This window comes from Halorubrum lacusprofundi ATCC 49239 (assembly GCF_000022205.1).
Lineage (GTDB): Archaea > Halobacteriota > Halobacteria > Halobacteriales > Haloferacaceae > Halorubrum > Halorubrum lacusprofundi.
On sequence record NC_012029.1, the window covers coordinates 1247893 to 1268821 of the forward strand.

General features: G+C 68.0%; 20 protein-coding genes. 9 read left to right on the plus strand and 11 right to left on the minus strand.

The genetic code is table 11. The features are described 5' to 3' along the window. Positions 1-8: 8 nt before the first annotated feature. A complete protein-coding gene (locus HLAC_RS06130; protein WP_015909972.1) occupies positions 9-1733 on the minus strand; it encodes a formate--tetrahydrofolate ligase in 1725 nt (574 codons plus the stop codon). A gap of 76 nt (positions 1734-1809) precedes the next feature. After that, a complete protein-coding gene (gene fdhF, locus HLAC_RS06135) occupies positions 1810-3975 on the minus strand; it encodes a formate dehydrogenase subunit alpha (protein ID WP_015909973.1) in 2166 nt (721 codons plus the stop codon). 164 nt (positions 3976-4139) lie between these two features. Here fdhF and HLAC_RS06140 point away from each other — a divergent pair, with 164 nt between their 5' ends. Then, positions 4140-4871: a hypothetical protein gene (locus HLAC_RS06140; RefSeq protein WP_015909974.1), complete on the plus strand. Its 732-nt coding sequence runs from the start codon at positions 4140-4142 to the stop codon at positions 4869-4871. 21 nt (positions 4872-4892) lie between these two features. Here the strand turns inward: HLAC_RS06140 and gcvT are convergent, their stop codons facing one another. Then, positions 4893-6065 carry a glycine cleavage system aminomethyltransferase GcvT gene (gene gcvT, locus HLAC_RS06145; RefSeq protein WP_015909975.1) on the minus strand — a complete coding sequence of 391 codons (1173 nt, stop codon included), beginning with the start codon at positions 6063-6065 and terminating at the stop codon, positions 4893-4895. A 136-nt stretch (positions 6066-6201) separates the two neighbouring features. Between gcvT and HLAC_RS06150 the strand changes: the two genes are divergently transcribed. Further along, complete coding sequence (locus HLAC_RS06150) at positions 6202-6888, plus strand: S26 family signal peptidase (RefSeq protein ID WP_015909976.1); 687 nt, start codon at positions 6202-6204, stop codon at positions 6886-6888. A gap of 25 nt (positions 6889-6913) precedes the next feature. Here HLAC_RS06150 and HLAC_RS06155 read toward each other — a convergent pair whose 3' ends face one another. Beyond that, complete coding sequence (locus HLAC_RS06155; RefSeq protein ID WP_015909977.1) at positions 6914-7408, minus strand: NYN domain-containing protein; 495 nt, start codon at positions 7406-7408, stop codon at positions 6914-6916. A gap of 183 nt (positions 7409-7591) precedes the next feature. Here HLAC_RS06155 and HLAC_RS06160 point away from each other — a divergent pair, with 183 nt between their 5' ends. The 4 genes from HLAC_RS06160 (at position 7592) to HLAC_RS06175 (ending at position 9927) form a co-directional block, all read left to right on the plus strand. Next, complete coding sequence (locus tag HLAC_RS06160; protein WP_015909978.1) at positions 7592-8011, plus strand: universal stress protein; 420 nt, start codon at positions 7592-7594, stop codon at positions 8009-8011. Positions 8012-8196: 185 nt separating this feature from the next. Beyond that, a complete protein-coding gene (locus HLAC_RS06165) occupies positions 8197-8451 on the plus strand; it encodes a DUF7999 family protein (protein WP_015909979.1) in 255 nt (84 codons plus the stop codon). A 184-nt stretch (positions 8452-8635) separates the two neighbouring features. Beyond that, complete coding sequence (locus HLAC_RS06170; protein WP_015909980.1) at positions 8636-9064, plus strand: ArsR/SmtB family transcription factor; 429 nt, start codon at positions 8636-8638, stop codon at positions 9062-9064. Further along, entirely contained in the window at positions 9061-9927 is an 867-nt protein-coding gene (locus HLAC_RS06175) for an arsenite methyltransferase (protein WP_015909981.1), read from the plus strand. Before HLAC_RS06170 ends, HLAC_RS06175 begins: the two co-directional genes overlap by 4 nt. Before the next feature lie 55 nt (positions 9928-9982). On the opposite strand, the gene ilvD is transcribed toward HLAC_RS06175, so the two are convergent. The 4 genes from ilvD to purS all read right to left on the minus strand — a co-directional run bounded on the left by ilvD (position 9983) and on the right by purS (position 13308). Continuing rightward, on the minus strand, positions 9983-11770 hold the full coding sequence (gene ilvD / locus HLAC_RS06180) for a dihydroxy-acid dehydratase (protein WP_015909982.1): 1788 nt from the start codon (positions 11768-11770) through the stop codon (positions 9983-9985). A gap of 104 nt (positions 11771-11874) precedes the next feature. Continuing rightward, positions 11875-12267, minus strand: coding sequence for a VOC family protein (locus tag HLAC_RS06185; protein WP_015909983.1), 393 nt, complete (start codon positions 12265-12267; stop codon positions 11875-11877). A 38-nt stretch (positions 12268-12305) separates the two neighbouring features. Then, complete coding sequence (purQ, locus tag HLAC_RS06190) at positions 12306-12983, minus strand: phosphoribosylformylglycinamidine synthase I (RefSeq protein ID WP_015909984.1); 678 nt, start codon at positions 12981-12983, stop codon at positions 12306-12308. Positions 12984-13056: 73 nt separating this feature from the next. Next, positions 13057-13308, minus strand: coding sequence for a phosphoribosylformylglycinamidine synthase subunit PurS (gene purS, locus HLAC_RS06195; RefSeq protein WP_004045690.1), 252 nt, complete (start codon positions 13306-13308; stop codon positions 13057-13059). A gap of 180 nt (positions 13309-13488) precedes the next feature. Between purS and HLAC_RS06200 the strand changes: the two genes are divergently transcribed. After that, positions 13489-14472 carry a formyltetrahydrofolate deformylase gene (locus HLAC_RS06200; protein WP_015909985.1) on the plus strand — a complete coding sequence of 328 codons (984 nt, stop codon included), beginning with the start codon at positions 13489-13491 and terminating at the stop codon, positions 14470-14472. Positions 14473-14543: 71 nt separating this feature from the next. Further along, positions 14544-14774, plus strand: a complete 231-nt coding sequence (locus tag HLAC_RS06205; protein WP_015909986.1) for a hypothetical protein — start codon at positions 14544-14546, stop codon at positions 14772-14774. Positions 14775-15390: 616 nt separating this feature from the next. On the opposite strand, the gene HLAC_RS06210 is transcribed toward HLAC_RS06205, so the two are convergent. Further along, positions 15391-18216, minus strand: coding sequence for an ATP-dependent helicase (locus HLAC_RS06210; RefSeq protein ID WP_015909987.1), 2826 nt, complete (start codon positions 18214-18216; stop codon positions 15391-15393). Positions 18217-18350: 134 nt separating this feature from the next. On the opposite strand from HLAC_RS06210, the gene cmk reads away from it, so the two are divergent. Further along, positions 18351-18965: a (d)CMP kinase gene (gene cmk / locus HLAC_RS06215; RefSeq protein WP_015909988.1), complete on the plus strand. Its 615-nt coding sequence runs from the start codon at positions 18351-18353 to the stop codon at positions 18963-18965. A 37-nt stretch (positions 18966-19002) separates the two neighbouring features. Here the strand turns inward: cmk and HLAC_RS06220 are convergent, their stop codons facing one another. After that, the gene (locus tag HLAC_RS06220; protein WP_015909989.1) at positions 19003-19359 is read right to left on the minus strand and encodes a DsrE family protein; all 357 of its coding nucleotides are present in this window, start codon (positions 19357-19359) and stop codon (positions 19003-19005) included. 82 nt (positions 19360-19441) lie between these two features. Next, entirely contained in the window at positions 19442-20905 is a 1464-nt protein-coding gene (locus HLAC_RS06225; protein ID WP_015909990.1) for a dihydrolipoyl dehydrogenase, read from the minus strand. Between the last annotated feature and the right edge of the window lie 24 nt (positions 20906-20929).

Below are 20929 nucleotides of genomic sequence, written 5' to 3' on the forward strand. Positions count from 1 at the left end.
GCAGCGCCTCAGAACAGCCCGCTCAGGTTCCCGTCTGCGTCCACGTCAATTTCTTCGGCGGCCGGCTCGGCCGGGAGCCCCGGCATCGTCATCACGTCCGCAGTCTTGACGACGACGAAGCCGGCGCCCGCCGACGGCGACACCTCCCGGACGGTGAGCGTCCACCCCTCCGGAACGCCCGTCAGCGAGGCGTCGTCCGAGAAGGAGTACGGCGTCTTCGAGACGCAGACGGGGAGGTCGCCGTACCCCCACGCCTCGACGCGGTCGATGTCCTCGTCGGCGCCGTCGACGTACTCGACGCCGTCGGCGCCGTACACCTCGCGGGCGACGGTCTCGACCTTCTCGCGGAGCGGTGCGTCGAGGTCGTACAGCGGCGCGAATTCGCCGGTGCCGGCACGTTCGCGGACCAGCTCCGCGAGCGGCATCGCCCCCTCGCCGCCGTCGCGGTAGGCGGTCGAGCGCGCGACGGGAATCCCCGCGTCGGTCAGCGTCGACTCGAGGGCCGCAAGCTCCGACTCCGCGTCGTCGGGGAAGACGTTGATACCGACGACCGCGGGGATCCCGAGCGATTCCACGATCTCGACGTGCCGTGTCACGTTGTCGACGCCGGCTCGCACCGCCTCGGGGTCAGTCTTCGCCAGCGCGTCGAAGTCGGCCGGCCACATCTCCAGTCCGTGGCGCTTCGCGCCGCGGACCGTCGCGACGACGACCGCTACGTCCGGGACGATCCCCTCGCGCGCGACGATGTGCGCGAACTTCTCGGCACCGAGGTCCGCCCCGAAGCCGGCCTCGGTGACGAGGTAGTCGGCCAGCGAGGCACCGACGCGGTCGGCCACGAGCGTGTTGGTCCCGTGCGCGATATTGGCGAACGGACCGCCGTGGACCAAGGCGGGAACGCCTTCGATAGTCTGGACGAGGTTCGGGCGGAACGCGTCGCGGAGGAGCGCCGCCGCGGCCCCCGTGACGCCGAGGTCGTCGGGTGTGACCGGATCGCCGTCGGCGTCTTCGGCGAGGACGATCCGTCCGATCTGCGTCTTTAGGTCCGACAGGTCCTCAGCGAGCCCGAGGACGGCCATCAGCTCCGAGGCGGCGGTGATGACGAACTCGTCTTCCCGCGGCACGCCGCGCGCGGGACCGCCGAGTCCCACGACGGTCTCGCGGAGCGCGCGGTCGTTGACGTCGAGCGCGCGCGGCCAGTCGACGCGGCGCACGTCGACACCCTCCTCATTCCCCTGATGGAGGTGGTTGTCGAGCGCCGCGGAAAGCAGGTTGTGCGCGGCCGTGAGCGCGTGGATGTCGCCGGTGAAGTGGAGGTTGATCGACTCCATCGGAAGCACCTGCGAGTACCCGCCGCCCGCGGCGCCGCCCTTGATCCCGAAGACGGGGCCGAGCGAGGGCTCTCGGACCGCGACAGCCGTCGACTCTCCCAGTCCCGCGAGCGCCTGCCCGAGCCCCACCGTCGTCACGGTCTTCCCCTCGCCCTTCGGCGTCGGGGTCATCCCCGTGACGAGCACGGTCGTCCCATCGGGTTCGCTCGCAGTCGCCGAGCGAACCGCCGACTGCGTGAGCTTCGCGACCCCGTCGCCGCGGGGTTCGATCTCGTCGGGGGCCAGCCCGAGGTCGGCCGCGACCTCCTCGATGGGACGGGGAGTCGCGGCGCGGGCGACGGCGAGGTCGGACTCCGGTGCGTCGGCCGTATCGGCTCCGTCGATTGCCGGATCTGCATGCACCATACCGGAGCCTTCTCTCGGGGTGCTAATCAGTCTTGGAGGCGTTCTCGGCACCTAAAAAACCGTCCGGGGTCGCCGATCAGTCGTCGCCCGGCTCCGAACCCGCGTCGGGCTCAGCGTCGTCCACGCGTTCCCCGCCGTCAGAGACGGTGACCGCGATGTCCGCCGCCGCGGCCTTGTACTCGGGTATCTTCGCCCGCTCGTCGAGCACGTCGTTCGTGAGCCGGTTCGCGGAGGCGGCCGCGAAGTGCGGCGTCGTCCAGACGACGCCCTCCTTGATGTCCTCGGTCACCTGCGCTTTCACTTCGATCTCGCCGCGTCGCGACCGGAGCGTCACCATGTCGCCGTCCTCGATCCCGTACTCTTCGGCGTCGTTCGGGTGCACGTCGACGAAGTTCTCCGGGTGCTGTCGCATCAGCGTCGGCGAGCGCCGGCTCATCGTCCCCGTGTTGTAGTGCTCTTCGAGCCGCGCAGTGGTGAGGATCAGCGGGTACTCCTCGTCGGGCACCTCCGCCGGTGGCTGGTGGCGGACGCCCTCGATATGTCCGAGCCCGCTCTCTGTGTCGAAGGAGTCCTCGTAGAGGTACTGGTCGCCCTGGTCGCCCTCCTCGTAGCAGGGCCACTGGATCCCGGTCTCGCCGAGCGCGTCGTAGGTCATCCCGTGGTAGATCGGACACACCTCGCGCAGCTCCTCGAAGACGGCCTCCACGTCGTCGAAGCGGAACTCGTCTTCGCTAAAGAGGCGGCTCCCGACCTCCATCAGGATGTCGAGGTCGTGTTTCGTGTTCTCGTGGACCATCTCGGCGCCGCGCATGCGTTGGACTCGGCGGTCGGTGTTGGTGACTGTGCCGCCGCGTTCCGCCCACGTCGTCGCCGGGAGGACCACGTCCGCGAACTCCGCGGTCTCGGTCATGAAGATGTCCTGTGCGACCATGAACTCCAGCGACTTCAAGCGCTCTTCGACCTCGTTGCCGTCGGGCTCGCTCATGATCGGGTTCTCGCCCATCACGTACAGCCCCTTCACCGAGTGACCCGCCTCGTGGGAAATCTCCACGTTGGTGAGCCCGGGCTCGTCGGGCACCTCGAACCCCCACACGTCCTCGACGCTCCCGCGGGCCTCGTCGTCGTTGACGGGCTGGTAGCCGGGGAGGACGTTCGGCATCGCACCCACGTCGCTGGTCCCTTGGACGTTGTTCTGTCCACGAAGCGGGTTGACGCCGGTGCCGGGCTTCCCGAGGTTCCCAGTGATCAGCGCGAGGTTGATCTCGTTCTGCACGTTGTCGACGCCGCAGGTGTGCTGGCTCATCCCCATCCCGGTGAAGATGGCGGCGTTGTTCGCCATCGCGTACTTCTCGGCGGCGAGTTCGATGTCTTCGAGGGGGACGCCGGCCTCCTCCGCGGCCGCCTCCTTGTCGAAGTCTTCGAGGGTCTCTTTCAAGTGATCGAACCCCTCGGTGCGCTCGTCGATGAACGCCTCGTCGATCCAGCCCGCGTCCGGCTCTTCCTCGTGGCGTTCAAGGATCGTCTTCAAGACGATGTTGAGCAGGGGAATATCGGCGCCGGGGTTCACCTGAAGGTGCATGTGCCGGTCGGTCTCGCCGATCTTGAACGACCGGGTGGTCTTGTTGGCGTGCGGGTCGACCTGGATGACGGTCGCACCCTCCAAGACGGCCTGCCGGAAGTACTGGCTGTTGGCGATCGGGTGTTGTTCGCCGGGATTCGCCCCTTGGATCCAGAACACGTCGGCCGATTCCTCTAGGTCGACCATGCTGTTCGTCATCGCGCCCGCCCCCAAGCTCCTCCGGAGCGCCCACACCGTCGAGGCGTGGCACATCCGCGTGCAGTTGTCGACGTTGTTCGTGCCGTATCGGCGCGCGATCTTCTGGAGGAGGTAGTTCTCCTCGTTCATCGTCTTCGAGGAGCCGAAGAATCCCATCGCGTCTGGGTCGTTCTCGTCGCGGATCCGCTCCATCTCCGAGACGATCCGCGAGTAGGCTTCCTCCCACGTCGCCTCGCGGAACTCGCCATCTTCCTTTATCAGCGGCTCCGTCAGGCGGTCCTCGTGGTCGACGACCTGCGTCGCCGCGCCGCCCTTGATACACACCCGCCCCTCGTTGACCGGCGCCTCCCCCCACGGCATGAAACTCACGTCGCCGGGGTCGTCGCCCTGGTTCACTTTGATCCCGCAGCCGACGCCGCAGTACGGGCAGATGGTCTTCACCGGCTCGTCTCCCTCAGTGGACATCGCGCTCACCCTGGTGTGCGTTCATGTGTCATGATTTGTGACGCCTGCTGCAAGAGTGTATCGGTGGTTCTCGGCGTCGAGCAGGCTTACACCGTTGAACGGGCGAGACGCGAACGAGCGTCGATCCGCCGAACCGTTTTGTCGCTCCCGACCGTTCGACGGGCATGGACCGCTCGCTCGCCGACATCGAGGACCGAACGGCCGAACACGTCGAGGCGTACCGCGATTCGGCCCCGTTTTACCCCGTCGAGGAGGAGGCGATCGGCTCGCTGTCCGACGCGTTCCGCGCCGGCGAGTACGGCAAACGCGACGTCGAGTGGGTCGTGCGGTGGTACTTCCGTCGACGGGTCGGCGACGTCGACCACGGGGGCCGTCGCGAGGTCGAGGAGGCAATCGCCGACGCGGACCGACGGGAACTTCGGGGTCGGCTCTGGGACGCGATCGACGCGCTGGACGGGACCGACGGCGAGACCGGCGCCGGCGACAGCGCAAGCGACGGTGCGGTCGATAGTGATCGCGCGAGCAAGGGAGACGGTGCGAGCAAGGGAGACGGCGCGAGCGAGAGTAACAGTGCGTCGCCCGCCCATCACCGGGCCCTCGACGCGCTCACGGAACTGCCGGGCGTCGACGTTGCCGTCGCCTCCGCGCTGCTCTGGTTCCTCGATCCGGACCGGTACATGGTCGTCGGCGACCGGGAGTGGCGGGTCGTCGCGGCGCTCGCCGATGACGAGCGCGGTGTCGACCTCGACGACGACTACCCCGAGCCGATGACCGTCGACGCCTACGACCGGTATCTGGACGCGGTCCGAGCGCTCGCGGATCGGCTCGGTGTCAGCCACTGGGAGCTGTACATGGTCCTCCAGCGGGTGGCTGCGGAGACGATCGTCGAGGGGTGACGGCGGCGTCCTCGTCGAACCCTACCGGTCGATAAAGGGCGGGATCACGACCTCGGCGCGCTTCTCGTCACCGCGCACGACGACGCTCACCTCGGTGCCCGGTTCGACGTAGCGCTCGTGGAGGTACCCCAACCCGATCGGCTCGTCGAGGGTGGGGCTCATCGTACCGGAGGTCAGCTGGCCGATCCGCGTGAGATCGCCGTCGGTGACGGCGTATCCGTTTCGGGGGACGCCGCGTTCGAGCAGGCGGATCCCGACGAACTGCTCGTCGACGCCCTCCTCTTTCTGGGCTTCGAGGGCGTCACGGCCGACGAACTCCGTGTCGAGCTTCACGATGAACCCGATCCGGGCCTCGTAGGGGCTCCGCGGCTCGGTCTCGGGGTCGAAGTCCTGCCCGGAGAGGAGAAAGCCCATCTCGATCCGGAGGGTGTCGCGCGCGCCGAGCCCGCAGGGCTGGGCGTCGCGCGGCGCATCAACGAACGCCCCCCAGACGGTCTCGGCGTCGCCGGCCGGACACATCACCTCGAAACCGTCCTCGCCGGTGTAGCCGGTCCGGGCGACCCAGCTGTCGACCTCGTCGACGGCGGCGACCGTCGCCTCGAACTTCGAGAGGTCGACGACTCGGTCAGTCGGGGTCGCGTCATCGAGGGCGTCGGCCGCGTCCGGCCCCTGCACCGCGAGCATGGCCCAGTCGTCGGTCGCGTTCGCGACCGCGGCGTCGATCCCCTCGCTGTCCCGGTAGTCGACCCACCGGTCGTACATCTGCTCGTCGTGGCCGGCGTTGGGCACGAAGAGGTACGCGGGGTCGCCGGCGCCGGCGTCGAGGTCGCGGTCGAGTCCGGCGAGCGCGCCGGCGCCGTCGCCCGCCTCGATCCCGTCCGGGAGTCGGTAGACGACCGTGTCGTCGAGCATGACGCCGTCCTCGTTCGTGATCGCGGCGTACTGGGAGTCGCCCGGGTCGAGCGCGGTTACGTCGTTGGTCGTGAGGCGGTTCATCAGCCTCGTCGCGTCCGGCCCCGATACCTCGATCTCGCCCATGTGCGACACGTCGAAGACGCCGAGCGAGTCGCGGACCGCCGCGTGTTCTTCGCTGATCGACGCGAACTCGACGGGCATCTGCCACCCGCCGAAATCGGTGAACTTCGCGCCGCGTTCCTCGTGGACCTCGTGGAGAGGGGTGCGTCGGTCTGACATGCCGAAACCGTCTCTCGGCCCGACCTAAGGTCTTGCCATCGGGCCGCCTTTTGGGGGATTGATCGCCGAGAGATCGCCGTCGCGAACCTCACCCACCGGCGACAACCTCAAGCCGTTTCCATCCCCGATACCGTACGTGACGCGGAACCTCTCCGGCCTGCTCGCGCCCGCCGCCGCGGTCCTGTTGGTCGCGGTCGTCGTCGCCGCGGTCGCTGGAGCGTGGCCTCCGTTCGTCGCCGTCGAGAGCGGGAGCATGGCTCCGGAAGTCGAGCGCGGCGACCTCGTCGTCGTCACGTCGACGGACCGGTTCCCGTGGGGCGGGCTCGTCGGCGCGGCCGAGTCCGGCGCGCCGACCACGTTCGGCAGCGCCGGCGACGTGATCGTGTTCGACCCGCCGGACGACGGCCAGCGACCGATACTGCACCGGATCGCATTTCCGGTGACCGACGGTGAGGACTGGACGGACCGGGCCGATCCCGCGCTGCTCGACGGCGACTGTTCGACGATCGCGGCCTGTCCCGCCCCGCACGACGGGTACATCACCTACGGCGACGCAAACGGCGAGTACGATCAGAGCGCCGGGATCGCGCCCGTCGTCCGCGAGGAGTGGATCACCGCCAAAGCGCTGTTCTCCGTCCCGAACCTCGGCTGGTTTCGGATCGGCGTCGACGCCGCGATAGCCCGGTTGGGAGTCCTCCCAACCGCCGTGGGGTTCGGCGGTCTCGCCGCCGTCACCGGCGGATTCGGAGCGGTCCTTCTCGGTCGGATCACCGCGCGACGCGACCGGTCCGACCACGGTGAGCGCGGTGGTCGGAATCGCTAGGGACAGTTGCGAGGGGCCGTTGGTCTCACTCCGCCGACGCGGCGGTTTCATCGTCGTCGTTGCCTCCGTCGCCGTTTCGGTCGCCGTCGAGCGTCACCGAGTCGTTCGTGGCGTTTCGGAGGGCGTCGGACCGGCCGAACTCGCCGGGCGCGATCGCGAGCGTCCGGATCCCGTAGCTGTTTGCGATCTCGACGACCGGCTTGAAGTCGGTATCCCGCGAAGCGATCGCGAGCGTCGACATTCGGCCCTCGGCCGCGAAGCGCGCGGCGTCGACCGCGAGCTTCACGTCGACGTCGCCGCTCGTGACGACGACCTCGAAGCCGCGGGCCTCCGCGGCCTGTATCAGTCCCGGAGTCGCGTGCTCGTCGAGGTAGAGCCGCGTCGTCACGAGTTGGCCCTCCGCTTCCGCCGCGATCCGCACGTCGTCGAGGTCGACGTCGAACTCCTCGCGCAACACGTTCGGCCCGTCGACGAACAGCGCCACGCCGACTGGGTCGTCGTCCGCCCGGCTGGATTCCATGCCTCCCGCTCCGGGATCCGCGGAGATATGCGTGCTGGTCTGGCGCGGCGGTGTGTGTCCCGGTCGGGTATGACGCTCCCGGTCGGGTATGACGCAGCGTCCTGTCTGTAACGGCGACGAGGGAAGGAGACGATTGATCTGTGAGGGCAGGTCACTTATCACCCCGTCGAGCATAGATCAACCATGATCTCTCGCGTGCTGGTACCGATGGACGAGTCGGAGATGGCGGAGCGGGCGCTCCGGTTCGCGCTGGAAGCGCACCCGGACGCAGAGATAATCGTGCTCCACGTGGTGGGCCAGCCGTCGTCGATGATGGGGGGCGCGGCCGGACTCGCGCTCGCCGACGACACCGAGGAGGCGGCGCGGGAGCAGGCGAGCGACCTGTTCGAGCGCGCCCACGAGATCGCCGCTGAAAGCGGGACCGAGATCAAAACGGACGTGATGGTCGGCCACCCGGCGCGGGCGGTCGTCAACGCGAGCGGGGAATTCGACACCGTCGTCATCGGGAGCCACAGCGGGAGTCTCGCGGACCGACTGCTCGTCGGTAACATCGCCGAGAAGATCGTCCGGGGCTCTGCGGCGCCCGTGACGGTCGTCCGGTAGGTCACCGGTGGCCGTGCCCATCGTTCGGTGAGCTACCGAGGTTCGACGAGCGGAGTCGGGAGAGTGGGTGACGCGCCGCCGTCGGTTCGATTTCTAAACACCTTATATTCGTATTACCACCTGATCGACGACTGTAGTGAATATACGGAGTATTGAAGTAGAATATCCAAGAATAACGGAATATGATGTCGGGACCCAACGTATACACCGTCATTTCCGAACAGAACGATCACGATTGTACCACGGTACGTGCGCATCCGCGCAACGAGACGTTCCACGTCGTCGAGTACGCCGACGAGGACGCGCGGGAGCGCGTCGCGGACCTGCCGGTGGGTTCGGTGGTCAAGTTGGAACTGTCGCGCGCGGGCCGCCGGAGCAACGTCTGGCGCGCCGAGTCCGTCCGGATCGCACACACCGACGGCGGGGTAGCGGGAGAGTAGGAGCGAATCGGCCAGAGGAGCGAATCGGCTAGACGACGATCCCGTCACCCTTCGGCCGTTGCCTTTTGCCTCCCAGTTCTCGGCGTCGACCGTCGCTGTATGCCGTCCCGAGGCGAGCGGTGAGGCCGTTCAAATCGCACCGAAATAGCTATATTAGAGAACCCTTATATTAGCAGATATAAATATGACTGACAAACTGTCCAGCGCCGAACCGAACGAGGGTTCCACGGCGCAACGCGGGTGCTGTGCGGGTGTCGATCACTCGCTGTCCGACCGCGATCTCGAGGTCGACGTCGAAACCCTCGCTGCGGTCGGCAGCGAGACGCGGTACGGGGCGCTCAGACTCGTCGCCGCGTCCGAGGGCGGCACCTGCGGCTGCGAGCTGGAGCCGGCGCTCGGCGTGAGTCAGGGAGCAGTCAGTCAGGCGCTCTCGCGGCTGTACGACGCCGGGCTCCTCACGCGGCGCAAGGAGGGTCGCTGGCGGTACTACGACGCGACCGGGCGAGCCGAACGACTGCTGGCGCTCCTCGACGAGACGCGATCAGCCGGTGAGACAGGATCCGCCGACGAGAGGCGATCGACCGACGAGATCGAAGCGGGGTCGCAGTCGTGACCGACGACGTCAGTGCGGAGGGTGGCGAGATCGACGCGGCAGAACAGCGACACGCCGTTCGCGAGCGGTACAGCGACATCGCGACGGAGGGATCGTCGTCATCGTGTTGCGACGGCGACGTCGACGCCGCCGGAGACACAGGCGGCTCGACGGCCTGCTGCGGCGACACGGCACCGGAGTCGATGACCCCCGAGGACGAGTCCCGCAGACTCGGCTACGACGAGGACGACATCGACGCCGTCGCGTCCGGGGCGAACCTCGGACTCGGCTGCGGGAACCCGACGGCGATCGCGAGCCTCGAACCCGGCGAGACCGTCCTCGATCTGGGCTCGGGCGGCGGGTTCGACTGCTTCCTCGCGGCGCGGGAGGTCGGGCCCGACGGCCGCGTCATCGGCGTCGACATGACCCCCGAGATGGTCGAGCGGGCTCGCGAGAACGTCGAGAAGAACGACGCCGACACCGTCGAGTTCCGCCTCGGCGAGATCGAGCACCTCCCGGTCGCCGACGAATCCGTCGACGCGATCATCTCGAACTGCGTGATCAACCTCTCGCCGCGGAAGCCGCAGGTGTTCCGCGAGGCGTTCCGCGTCCTCGGTCCCGGCGGACGGCTCGCGGTCTCCGACGTCGTTCAGACCGCACCGTTCCCCGACGACGTACGGCTCGACCCGTCGTCGGTCTCGGCCTGCGTCGCCGGCGCCGCGACCATCGACGAAGTCGAGTCGATGCTCACGGACGCGGGGTTCATCGAGATCGCGATCGATCCGAAAGCCGAGAGCGAGGCGTTCATCCGTGACTGGGACGACGACCGCGACCCGAGCGAGTACGTCGTCTCGGCGACGATCGAAGCGCGAAAACCGCGGTGACCGAACGACGATCGGTCGTGCGTTTATAAGGATTCGAACGCCGCTTCGTCGATCTTTATAAATCCCGCGTGAGCCGCGGGTTCGTCACCGCGCCGTCGGAGGCGGAGGCGAAGTCGCGCGCGTACTTCGCGAGGACGCCGCCCTCGTACTGGGGCGCCGGCGCCTCCCACTCCTCGCGGCGCTCGGCCAGTTCCTCCTCGGAGAGGTCGACCGTGAGGTCGCGCTCCGGGATGTCGACGGTGACGTGGTCGCCGTCCTCGATGAGCCCGATCGGGCCGCCGTCGGCCGCCTCGGGCGCGATGTGGCCGATCATCGGGCCGCGGGTCCCGCCCGAGAAGCGGCCGTCCGTGAGCAGCGCCACGTCCTCCTCGTGGCCCGCGCCGACGACGGCGGCGGTGACGCCGAGCATCTCGCGCATTCCCGGGCCGCCGGTCGGCCCCTCGTTGCGGATCACGATCACGTCGCCGGAGTCGATCGCGCCCGACTGAACGTACTCCATCGCGTCCTCCTCGTTCTCGAAGATCCGCGCCGGCCCCTCGTGGTAGAAGGCGTCGTCGCCGGTCACCTTCAGGACGGCGCCCTCGGGCGCGAGGTTGCCGTCGAGGATCTTGATGGCGCCCTCCGCCTGCTTGGGGTCGTCGACGGTGTAGAGGAAGTCCGCCTCGATCTCGTCGTCGTCCGGGAGCGCGCCGCGGTCCTCCAACTCCGCCAGCTCCTCGGCGAGGGTGCGTCCGGTGACGGTCATCGCGTCGCCGTGGAGCAGGTCGGCCTCCAAGAGGCGTCGGAGTACAACGGGGACGCCGCCGATCTCGTGGAGGTCGTTCATGACGCGGCTCCCGCCGGGCTGGAGGTTCGCGATCTTCGGCGTGCGCCGCGAGATCTCGTCGAAGTCCTCGATCGAGAGGTCCACGTCGGCCTCCGCGGCCAGCGCGAGGAGGTGGAGGACACCGTTTGTGGAGCCGCCGATGGCGGTCTGGAGCGCGATCGCGTTCTCGAACGACTCCCGCGAGAGGATGTCGGAGGGACGGCGGTCGTTCTCGATGCAGTCCACGGCGAGTTCGCCGGCGCGCTCAGCGACCTCGTAGCGCTCCCGGTTCTCGGCGGGCGCGGAGGCGGAGCCGAGCGGGGCCATCCCGAGCGCCTCGGCGATAGAGGCCATCGTGTTGGCGGTGAACATCCCGCCACAGGAGCCCGCGCCGGGGCAGGCGTGCCGCTCCAGATCGTCGAGCTCCTCGCCGCTCATGTCGCCTTCGGCGTAGGCGCCGACCCCCTCGAACACCTGCACGATGGTCACGTCGCGGCCGTCGTGCTGGCCGGGCATGATCGAGCCGCCGTAGAGGAACACCGACGGGAGGTCGGTGCGGATCGCGGCCATCAGCATGCCGGGTAGGTTCTTGTCACAGCCCGCCACCGTCACCAGCGCGTCCATCCGCTCGCCGAAGGAGACCAGCTCGACGGAGTCGGCGATCACCTCGCGGGAGATGAGGCTCGCCTTCATCCCCTCGGTCCCCATCGAGATGGCGTCGGAGATGGTGATCGTCCCGAACTCGATCGGCATCCCGCCCGCCGCGTCGATCCCCTCGATCGCGGCGTCCGCCACGTCGTCGAGGTGGACGTTACACGGCGTGATGTCGGCCGCCGGGTTCGGCACGCCGATGATGGGCGAGGAGAGGTCCTCGTCGTCGAACCCCATCGCCCGGAACATCGCCCGGTGCGGGGCCTTGTCCGCCCCCTCCGTCACGTCTCTGCTCCGCAGGTTCTCGTCCTTCTCGCCCGCGAACCGGTCCGCGTCGTCGCGGCCTCGGGAGCCGTCTCCCTCCGACCGCGGCTGCTGTTCGCTCATACTCGATCCTGTCGCTCGGGGGTCTTAAACGGACGCAACGAAACAAGGGTTGCTCGGTGGGGCGAACCGGTTCGGTGTGGGTCCGATCCAAGGCCTTCGTGCGCTCACACCGCCGTTTTCAGCTCCACCCGGTACCCGAACGGGTCCCGAACGTACACCGCGGGCGACTCGCCGGTCGCGCCGAGCGGCGCGTCGAGCGACTTCTCGATCTCGATGCCCGCCGCGTCCAGTTCGGCCTCGATCTCGTCGGCCGAACCCTCGACGACGACGGCGACGTGGTCGTAGTTCGTCGCCGTCGGCGGCTCGAACTCTTCGCTCGGCCAGCAGTGGATCACGGCGGTCGGGGACAGCCGCACGTCGAAGAACGGCTTGTCTCCGGCCACGTACGGCGCGTCCTCGATGCCGAACCCGAGCTTCTCGCCGTAGAACTCCTGGGCGTCGTCGACGCCGTCAGCGGGGATCCGGAGGTTGACGTGATCGATGTGGCGTGCCTGCATGCGGTCGGATTCGGCGGCAGATCGCAAAAAGGTAGCAGTCAGACGAAGGCGCGCAAGATTCCCGCACCGTCCGTGCTCCGGCCGAGGTCGGGGAGCGTCGCGCGCTCGGGGTGGGGCATCAGGACGGCGACCGACTCACGCTCGCCGAGGACGCCGGCGACGTTGTCGGTAGAGCCGTTGGGGTTGGCCGCGTCGGTAACGTTCCCGTCGGCGTCGCAGTAGCGGAAGAGCACGCGGTCGTCGGCGACGAGGTCGGCGTGGGCCTCCTCGCCGATCTCGAAGCGCCCCTCGCCGTGCGCGATGGGGACCTCGATCACGTCGCCCTCGTCGTAGGCGGCGGTCCAGGGTGTGTCCGCGCGCTCGACGCGCAGGTGGACGGGTTCGCACTGGAACCGCGCGGAGGCGTTGGTGGTGAACGCGCCGGGGGTGAGCCCGGACTCCGAGCCGATCTGCGCGCCGTTGCAGACGCCGATCACGGGGACGCCGTCGGCGGCGGCCTCGCGGACCTCGGCCATGATCGGGGCGCGAGCGGCCATCGCGCCGGCGCGGAGGTAGTCGCCGTAGGAGAACCCGCCGGGGAGGACGATCCCCTCGGTGTCGGCGGGGAGCCCGTCCTCGTGCCAGACGCGCCCGGCGTCGACGCCGACGTGTTCGAGCGCGCGGACCGCGTCGCGGTCGCAGTTCGAGCCGCCGAACTGGACGACGGAGACCGTCACGCCGACCACCTCGAGTGGGCGGCCGCGAGAGCCGTGCCGGTGACGATCGGCGTCGTCTCGACGACGGAGACCGTCATCGCTCCGCGACCGCGACTTCGTAGTCGTGGATCGTCGGATTCGCGAGCAGCCGCTCGGCCATCTCGTCGGCGCGATCGGCGGCCTCGTCGGCGTCGGCGGCGTCGAGGTCGACCTCGAACCGGTCGGCCGACCGGAGGTCCGACAGCTCGAACCCGAGCCGTTCGAGGGCCTGCTGGGTCGTCTCGGCCTCCGGGTCGAGGACGCCCCGCTTCAGGCGGACCGTCACCGTCGCGGTGTATGCCGTCATGTCCGGTAGTGCGGAGTCGTGTGTAAAAACCGTTTTGGAATGCCTTTTATATCCATATTCGTGGATATATATCGGTCGATCGTGTACGTGACAGGGCCGGCACGGAGCGAAAGGGGCAAACCCCTCCGCGTTCTGGATGGGATGTATGCAGCCGCTCGAACCCCTGGAGGTGATCGTCGCATGACCCGCGAACTGACCGAAATTACGGTCGTCGGAGGAGACAAGACCGGACTCATCGCGCGGGTCACCTCCCTGCTGTTCGAGCGGGGAATCAACATCGAGGACCTCGATCAGGCGGTCCGCGGGGGCGTCTTCCGGATGACGACCCGCGTGGACGCCTCGGAGATGGAGACCTCCCGGGGCGAGCTCCGGCGCGCGCTCGCCGAGCTCGGGCGCGAGCTCGACGTGGACATCCAGGTCCGGTTCCCGAGCGACCGGGACGCCCGCCGGATCGCGCTGTTGGTCACCAAGGAGACGCACGCGCCCGAGGCCCTCCTGGAGGCGGAGGCCGCGGGCGATCTGGCCGACGACGGCGAGGAGGCCGAGATTCCGGTCGTGGTCGGCAACCGCGGCGACCTCCGGTCGCTCGCGGAGCGCTACGACAAGCCCTTCTACGACGTGGGCGACGGCAACGGCAACACCGACGAGGAGCGCCTGCTCGACCTGTTGGCCGAGTACGACGTGGACCTGATCGTCTTGGCCCGCTACATGCGCATCCTCTCGCCGGAGGTCGTCTTCCGCTACGAGGGCCGGATCATCAACGTCCACCCCTCGTTGCTGCCGGCGTTCCCCGGCGCGGAGGCGTACCGACAGGCGAAGGACGCGGGCGTCCGCGTCGCCGGCGTCACCGCCCACTACGTGACCACCGACCTCGATCAGGGGCCGGTGATCGCTCAGCGTGCCTTCGACGTGCCTCCGGGCGCCGACGTCGCCGAGATCAAGCGCCGCGGGCAGCCCCTCGAAGCCGACGTGCTGCTCAACGCGGTCCGGCTCCACCTCGCAGACGCGATCGCGATCCACCGCGGCACGGTCCACGTGCGCGAGGACACCACTGTCGACGCCCAACTAGGGCTGAGCGAGGCCGCGGTCGACGCGAACCCGGACGAGCCGGTCGACGGGGAGCCGCTGTCGCAGTCGGGGGCGTCGACCGCCGAGAGCGACTGAGTCGGTTCGTTTTGAGTGCGTCGGCGGGAAGCGCCCGCCTTTTTAAGCGCTCGCGAGACGTATCGTCGTCTATGCAGTCGCACAGGGCTTTCCGGCGGTTCGTCGCCGACGCCAGCGCCGCGGTGCGCAGCGACGAGCGGCTGGTTCTGCTCTTTTTACTGCTCCTGTCTGTCGCCGCGCTCGCCGTGTTCCTCCACTACACCGTGTCCCTCCTCGACGGGCTCCCGGAGGTACTTCCCCTGGAGATGCCGCGGCCGGGGAGTTCTACGCCGTCAGATTTCCCTCTTCAGACAGAGTTTTGACTGACTCCCCGCGAGGCCTCTTGATAAAAAAATATTATCCAACCAGTGAACAAATCAATATAAATGGACCCACGGCTAGTATCATTTCTTCTAGGGAAGTCGTTGAAACTATCCCTTCGGTATCTCGGGTACTCGGTCATTCTCATGGCCTTGTTCTTCGGTCAACTCTATCTTGCTGGGAATTTCGAGATGGGAAAATCATCTATTTTATTTATGAGTCCACTTGGTGTCACAGTATTAGCAATTATCCTGGCAGGAATACATACATATCGAAATGACGGAATACTGACGAGCATCGCCGTCGCCGTCATTATCATGAACGGCTATACCCTGTATGGTGTCATTTCGCTTAATAACCCCCAACCTGACTATAGGCTTTTAACCAGTGTGGGGACAGCGATTATGTATGGTGCACCAATTGGGATTATAACATCCACTATTGCGTATGTGTTACGGCGATTTGCCCGAAGCCCATCACCTGCAGCATCTAAGGAAAAATAGGATATAGGTACTCCTCTACTGAGTAAACTCTGGGTACCGTTCTAGTTCACTTGTATTGATCACAGCCGCGGCAGTATGTATCACTTTAAATATATTTCAACAGCGCTGAGAGCCCTTAAGAATCGTCGATCGCCGCCCGCACCCGGTCGTGGAACTTCCGGAGCGTCGCCGACTCGTCGCCCGCGAGCACCGCGTCCGAGTCGACGAGCGTCGCGAGCCCGAACGCGAGGGGAGTCGGCGAGTCGACCGTCTGGTCGGCGACTGCGAGGTCGCCGTCGTCGATCCGCTCTGCCACCTTTCGGATACGGGGCGCGTCGAGCCGGTCGTCTAACAGCTCGCGGTACGTCTCCTCGATCACCGCGAAGTCGTCGAGCCCCTCCGCGAGCGATAGCAGCGTCTCCGCGGACACCTGCTGTTCGGCGGCCGACTTCTCGTACCCCTTGTACCGCTTGAGGATCATGAGCGAGCGCGTCGCGTTGATCCGGAAGTAGCGCTGGAGGAGGTCGGTCCCCCGCAGCGCCGCCCGGAGGTCCTCGCGGACCGTTTCGGGGTCCAGCTCGCGGATGACCCCCGCTACGTCGACCTTGCGGTTCAACGGGAGCGCGAGGCTGAACCCACGGTCGGCGACCGCGACCGTCGGATCGGCGTCGGTTCGGGCCGCGCATTCGGCGGCGACCAGCCGCGAGAGCCCCTCGTTGAACCGCCGGCCGTACGTCGCGTGGACGTGGAACCGACGCTTGTACGCGTCGCGGTCGAGCACCTCCTCGACGGCGAGCCGCGACGGGGTCGACACGCTCTCCGCGCCCGCATACGCGACCTGCTCGTCGTAGGTCCGAGTGATCGCCCGCACCGAGTTCCCGTCGATCGGAAGCTCGCGCAGCCACGCGCGGACCGCGGGGGGACCGCCGCGCTCCAGTCGGTCGAGCAGGTCGGCCTGAAACGCGAGCACCTCCGCCGCCAGATCGGCCGACAGCGGGAGCCGCTCGGCGTACCACGTGGGGACCGTCGGGCGCTCGCCGGTCCGGTCGACGTACACCTTTGAGCCGCGGCGGTAGCGGAACGCGAACCGCTCGCCGCCCAGCGCGAACACGTCGCCCGGCGCGAGCGTGTCGAGGTAGTTCTCGTCGAGCGTCCCGACCGCCTCGCCGTCGCGGGTGACCACGTCGCAGCCGAACGAGTCCGGGATCGTCCCGACGTTGGTCATGTAGATGACCCGCGCGAGCCGGCCGCGCTTCCCGACGAGCGTCTCCCCGACCGGATACTCCTCGTGGTGGTGTTCGCCGTCCGGCGGGTCGTTCGCATCGCGCCACACCTTCGGGTAGACGTTCCGCTCCGCCAGCCCCTCGTAGTCGCCGGTGAGGTACCGCATGAGTCGCTCGTACTCGCCGGTCCCGAACTCGCGGTACGGGTGCGCGCGCCGGAGAACTTCGCGGATCTCCCGGTCGGGGCGGATCTGATTGATCGCCATCCCGTAGACGTGTTGGGCGGCCACGTCGGCAGCTCCCTCGGGGAGCGACACGCCGTCGACGAACCCCTCCTCGGCGCGGGCGAGCATCGCCGCGCACTCGACCAGCTCGTCGCGGTCGAGCGCGAACATCCGCCCCTCGACGGTCTCGCCGGGGCTGTGGCCCGCCCGCCCGACGCGCTGGAGCAGCGCCGCGACCGACTTCGGCGACCCCACCTGCACGACCAGATCGAGGTGCGGCATGTCGATACCGAGTTCGAGGCTCGTCGACGTGGTCACCACGTCCAGCGTGCCCGCCTTCAGCCCCTCCTCGATCCGAGTACGCTGGGCCTCGCCGAGGCTCCCGTGGTGACAGCCCGAGTCCGACTCGTCGTAGCCGAACCGCTCGCGAAGCTCTCGAAGGGTGCGTTCGGCGCCCGACCGCGAGTTCGCGAACACTAGCGTGTTCTCGTGGTCCTCGATCAGCCCGTGGAGCGCGTCGTAGAACCGGTCGGTGACGACCGAATCAGGTGTGTGGATGAGGTCGGCCGCCGGCGTTCGGAGTTGCAGATCGAACTCGCGGCCGAACCTGGCGTCCACGACCTCGCAGTCGCGGGGGGCGAAGCCGTCCGGGTCGCCCACCTCGCCGGCGACGCGCTCGCAGCCGACGAGGAAGTCGGCGACCTCGTCGAGCGGCTCGACCGTCGCGGAACAGCCGATCCGGGTCGGAGAATCGTCGGCGATTTCCGTCAGTCGCTCCAGCGAGGCCGAGAGGTGGGTCCCGCGCTTGTTCCCGGCCAGCGCGTGGATCTCGTCGACGACGACGTACTCGACGGTGCGGAGCTTCTCCCTGAACCGTGGGGCGTTGAGCAGGATCGCCAGCGTCTCCGGCGTGGTGTTGAGCACGTGCGGCGTCTCCTCCAGCATCGCCCGCCGGTCGGCCTTGCTCGTGTCGCCGTGGCGGATCGCTTGGCGGACGCCGGGATCGACTTCTTCGTCTTCGTCGCTCTCGCTCGCAGCGGTCATTTCCGCTGCGATCCCATTGAGCGGCGCTTCGAGGTTCCGCTCGATGTCGTTCGCGAGCGACTTCAGCGGGGAGACGTACAGACAGTAGACGGAGTTGTCCAGCGTTCCGGCCCGATCGCGCGCGAAGAGGTCGTCGAGGACCGCGGTGAAGGCGGCGAGCGTCTTCCCGCTCCCCGTCGGCGCGGCGACGAGGCAGTTCTCCCCGTCGTCGACGCGGGGAATCGCCCCTCGCTGTGGCGGCGTGAACAGACCGCCGTTCTCGCCGACGTGCGCCGCGAACTCCGAGACCCACCAGCGGCGGACCGGCGGCGAGAGCCGGTCGAGCACGTCGGCGTCGGATATCGGGACCGTCTCCGGGTCGAATTCGACGGCGGGCGCGTCCTCGCCCGCGAGCGCCTCGCGGAGGAGCGCTCGCGCCGACGGCTCGGCACCACCCTCCCCGTCCGAGCCGCTGTCCGTGAGTTCGCTCACTGTCGGTCTCTGGGCGCGGTGCGGGAAATCGGTTACGTCGGGTTCGACGCGGAGGCGCTCCGCGTTCGCGCGAATGCGGGTCAGTTCGCGTGAACCGGCCCGTTTATCCGGAGTCCGCCCGTGGCGGGGCACATATGAGTGGAACCTCGGTGGCGGCAGAACGGGAGATCGACCGAAACCTCTTCGTCACCGTCTCGGGGCCGCCGGGCTGCGGCGCGACGACGCTGGTGGAGGGGATCGCGGCCGCACTCGACTGCGGCTACGTCTCCGGCGGCGAGCTGTTCCGCGAGATCGCCGCCGAGCGCGACATGAGCCTCTCGCAGTTGATCGCGAAGGCCGGCGAGTCCGAGGAGATCGACCGTGCGCTGGACAAGCGGCTCCGTCGGATCGCCGAGAAGTGGGGGGCCGCGAACAAGGCCTTCGTCCTCGAATCGCGGCTCGCCGGCTGGATCGCCGGCAACCGCGCCGACATCCGGATCTGGCTCGACGCGCCCGACGGGGTGCGCGCCGACCGTACCCTCGACCGCGAAGAGATGACCTCGGAGATGCAGGTCCGCGAGGTGATCGAAGAGCAGCGCTACCAGTCGTACTACGGGATCGATCTGTCCGACCGCTCCATCTACGATCTGGCGATCAACACCGGTCGCTGGAACACCGAGGCGACGCTGGACCTGGCGCTCACGGCGATCGAGGGGTACGACGTGGAGTCCGACGAGGGGGCGTTCGACACGCCCGACTTCGAGATCTAGTCGGGGTGGAGATTCGGCCGGATAAGCCGGCGGCCGCTCAGAACGTGATGATCTCGTAGTCGTCGTCGACGAGCGAGCGGACGCTCGGGTGTCCGTCGTACTCGTCGAGGGTGACGAGTCCGGAGTCGGCGACGGCGTCTTCGACGCCGAACGCGCCGGAACAGTAGTCGCAGACCGCGGCGTCGTCGCGGACCGCCTGATACAGCTCGTGGTAGTCGCTCTCCTCGTCTTCGAGCTCCGGGATCCACTGGGTCCCGGCGCCGTCGAAGATGAGTTCGAGTTCGTCGCCCTCGGTCTCGGCGAACTCCTTGGCGGCCTCCAGTCCGTTCGCGAGGCGACCGTAGTCGGCGTGCGATTCGTTGCCAGCGAGAATCACGATTGCTGCTTTTGCCATCGTACTCTCTTATAAACGCCCCCCGTACAAAACCCACCCGCGGATGTGTGTCGCCGACGCCGAGTCGCCATGCGATGACGTGTTACGAATGGTGGTGGTGGTCGTGTCCGCCGCCGCCGCGCGAGAACTGCCCGGAGAAGGCACGGTCGACGACCTCGGAGAGGGCGGGATGGATGTGGACCGCGTCGCGGATGTCCGCGACGGTCCCCGATCCCGCGGTCATCGCGACGACGACCTCCTCGATCAGGTTCGACGCCTCGGGGCCGACGATGTGACAGCCCTCGATGTTGCCGTCCAGATCGATGAGGACCTTCACGAACCCCTCGGCGTGCATCGCGCTCCCGCGGGCCGTCTCGTCGTACGCGTAGGTGCGGGTGGCGTACTCAGCGTCCGACTCCCGGAGATCCTGCTCGCGCGCGCCGACGCCGGCGACCTCGGGCGAGGCGAACACCGCGAACGGCATCGCGCTGTAGTCGACCGGCTCCGGTTCATCGCCGAGCAGGTTCCGGATCACGGCTCTCGCCTCGTGGTTCGCGCTGTGTTTCAGCAGGTACTCGCCAACCACGTCGCCGAGCGCCCACACGCCCTCGGCGTCCGTTTGCAGGTACTCATCGGTCTCGACGAAGCCGTCCGCGTCGGTTTCCACGCCCGTCGCGTCGAGGTTCAGCGCGTCCGTGTTCGGGCGGCGACCCGCCGCGACCAGCAGCGCGTCGCCCGCGACGGTCACGTCCTCGGCATCCTCGGGAGCGCCGACCGTCTCGCCGCCCGCGCGTACCGATTCCGCCTCGGGGTACGGCCGAGCCTCGACGGTCACCTCGCCGCCGGACTCGTCGGCCGCGACGGCCTCGTACCCGGAGTACACGTCGAAGCGGTCGGCGTAGCGGTCGGTGAACGCCTCGCCGACCGCCTCGTCCGCCTCGGGGAGGAGGTTCTCGCGCCGGCCGACGATCGTCACGTCGCTGCCGAAGGTCCCGAAGAAGTGGCCGAGTTCGGCCGCGATGTACCCGCCGCCGACGATGACGAGGTGGTCCGGCGCCGTCTCCAGCCGGAGCGCCTCCGTGCTCGTGAGGTAGTCCACGTCCTCGATCCCGTCGATCGGCGGGATCGAGGGGCGCGTGCCGGTGGCGATCAGGACGGTGTCGGCCCGCAGCGTCGCACCCTCGTCGTCGCCGTCGACGATCTCGACCGTGCGGTCGTCGACGAACCGCCCGGTCCCCGAAAACAGGTCGTGGGCGTCAGAGGACGTGAGGCCCTTTCGGATCGACTCGGAGCTGCCCGAAACGTCCTCGTTGACCGTCCGGACGATCTCCGCGAAGTCGACGCCGTTCACCTCGGCGTCGATGTCGAACTCCCCGGCCCGCTGGACCGTCTTCATCACATCCGCGTGGTACAGGAGCTTCTTCGAGGGAATACAACCGCGGTTGAGACAGGTGCCGCCGAGCCGCCCCTCCTCGACGATCGCGACCGAGTTCCCCTGCCCGGCCATCGCGTTCGCCACGTCCAGTCCCGATCCCGACCCAATAACGAGGAAGTCGAACTCCTGCATGGGCCGAATAACGGGATCCGTCGT

Coding starts and splice junctions, on each gene's coding strand:
- HLAC_RS06220 (WP_015909989.1), bottom strand. CDS start 19,359: ATGGCAAAAGCAGCAATCGTGATTCTCGCTGGCAACGAATCGCACGCC.
- HLAC_RS06225 (WP_015909990.1), bottom strand. CDS start 20,905: ATGCAGGAGTTCGACTTCCTCGTTATTGGGTCGGGATCGGGACTGGAC.
- HLAC_RS06205 (WP_015909986.1), top strand. CDS start 14,544: ATGCAGTCGCACAGGGCTTTCCGGCGGTTCGTCGCCGACGCCAGCGCC.
- HLAC_RS06130 (WP_015909972.1), bottom strand. CDS start 1,733: ATGGTGCATGCAGATCCGGCAATCGACGGAGCCGATACGGCCGACGCA.
- HLAC_RS06170 (WP_015909980.1), top strand. CDS start 8,636: ATGACTGACAAACTGTCCAGCGCCGAACCGAACGAGGGTTCCACGGCG.
- cmk (WP_015909988.1), top strand. CDS start 18,351: ATGAGTGGAACCTCGGTGGCGGCAGAACGGGAGATCGACCGAAACCTC.
- fdhF (WP_015909973.1), bottom strand. CDS start 3,975: ATGTCCACTGAGGGAGACGAGCCGGTGAAGACCATCTGCCCGTACTGC.
- HLAC_RS06200 (WP_015909985.1), top strand. CDS start 13,489: ATGACCCGCGAACTGACCGAAATTACGGTCGTCGGAGGAGACAAGACC.
- HLAC_RS06165 (WP_015909979.1), top strand. CDS start 8,197: ATGTCGGGACCCAACGTATACACCGTCATTTCCGAACAGAACGATCAC.
- purS (WP_004045690.1), bottom strand. CDS start 13,308: ATGACGGCATACACCGCGACGGTGACGGTCCGCCTGAAGCGGGGCGTC.
- HLAC_RS06140 (WP_015909974.1), top strand. CDS start 4,140: ATGGACCGCTCGCTCGCCGACATCGAGGACCGAACGGCCGAACACGTC.
- HLAC_RS06155 (WP_015909977.1), bottom strand. CDS start 7,408: ATGGAATCCAGCCGGGCGGACGACGACCCAGTCGGCGTGGCGCTGTTC.
- gcvT (WP_015909975.1), bottom strand. CDS start 6,065: ATGTCAGACCGACGCACCCCTCTCCACGAGGTCCACGAGGAACGCGGC.
- ilvD (WP_015909982.1), bottom strand. CDS start 11,770: ATGAGCGAACAGCAGCCGCGGTCGGAGGGAGACGGCTCCCGAGGCCGC.
- HLAC_RS06185 (WP_015909983.1), bottom strand. CDS start 12,267: ATGCAGGCACGCCACATCGATCACGTCAACCTCCGGATCCCCGCTGAC.
- HLAC_RS06160 (WP_015909978.1), top strand. CDS start 7,592: ATGATCTCTCGCGTGCTGGTACCGATGGACGAGTCGGAGATGGCGGAG.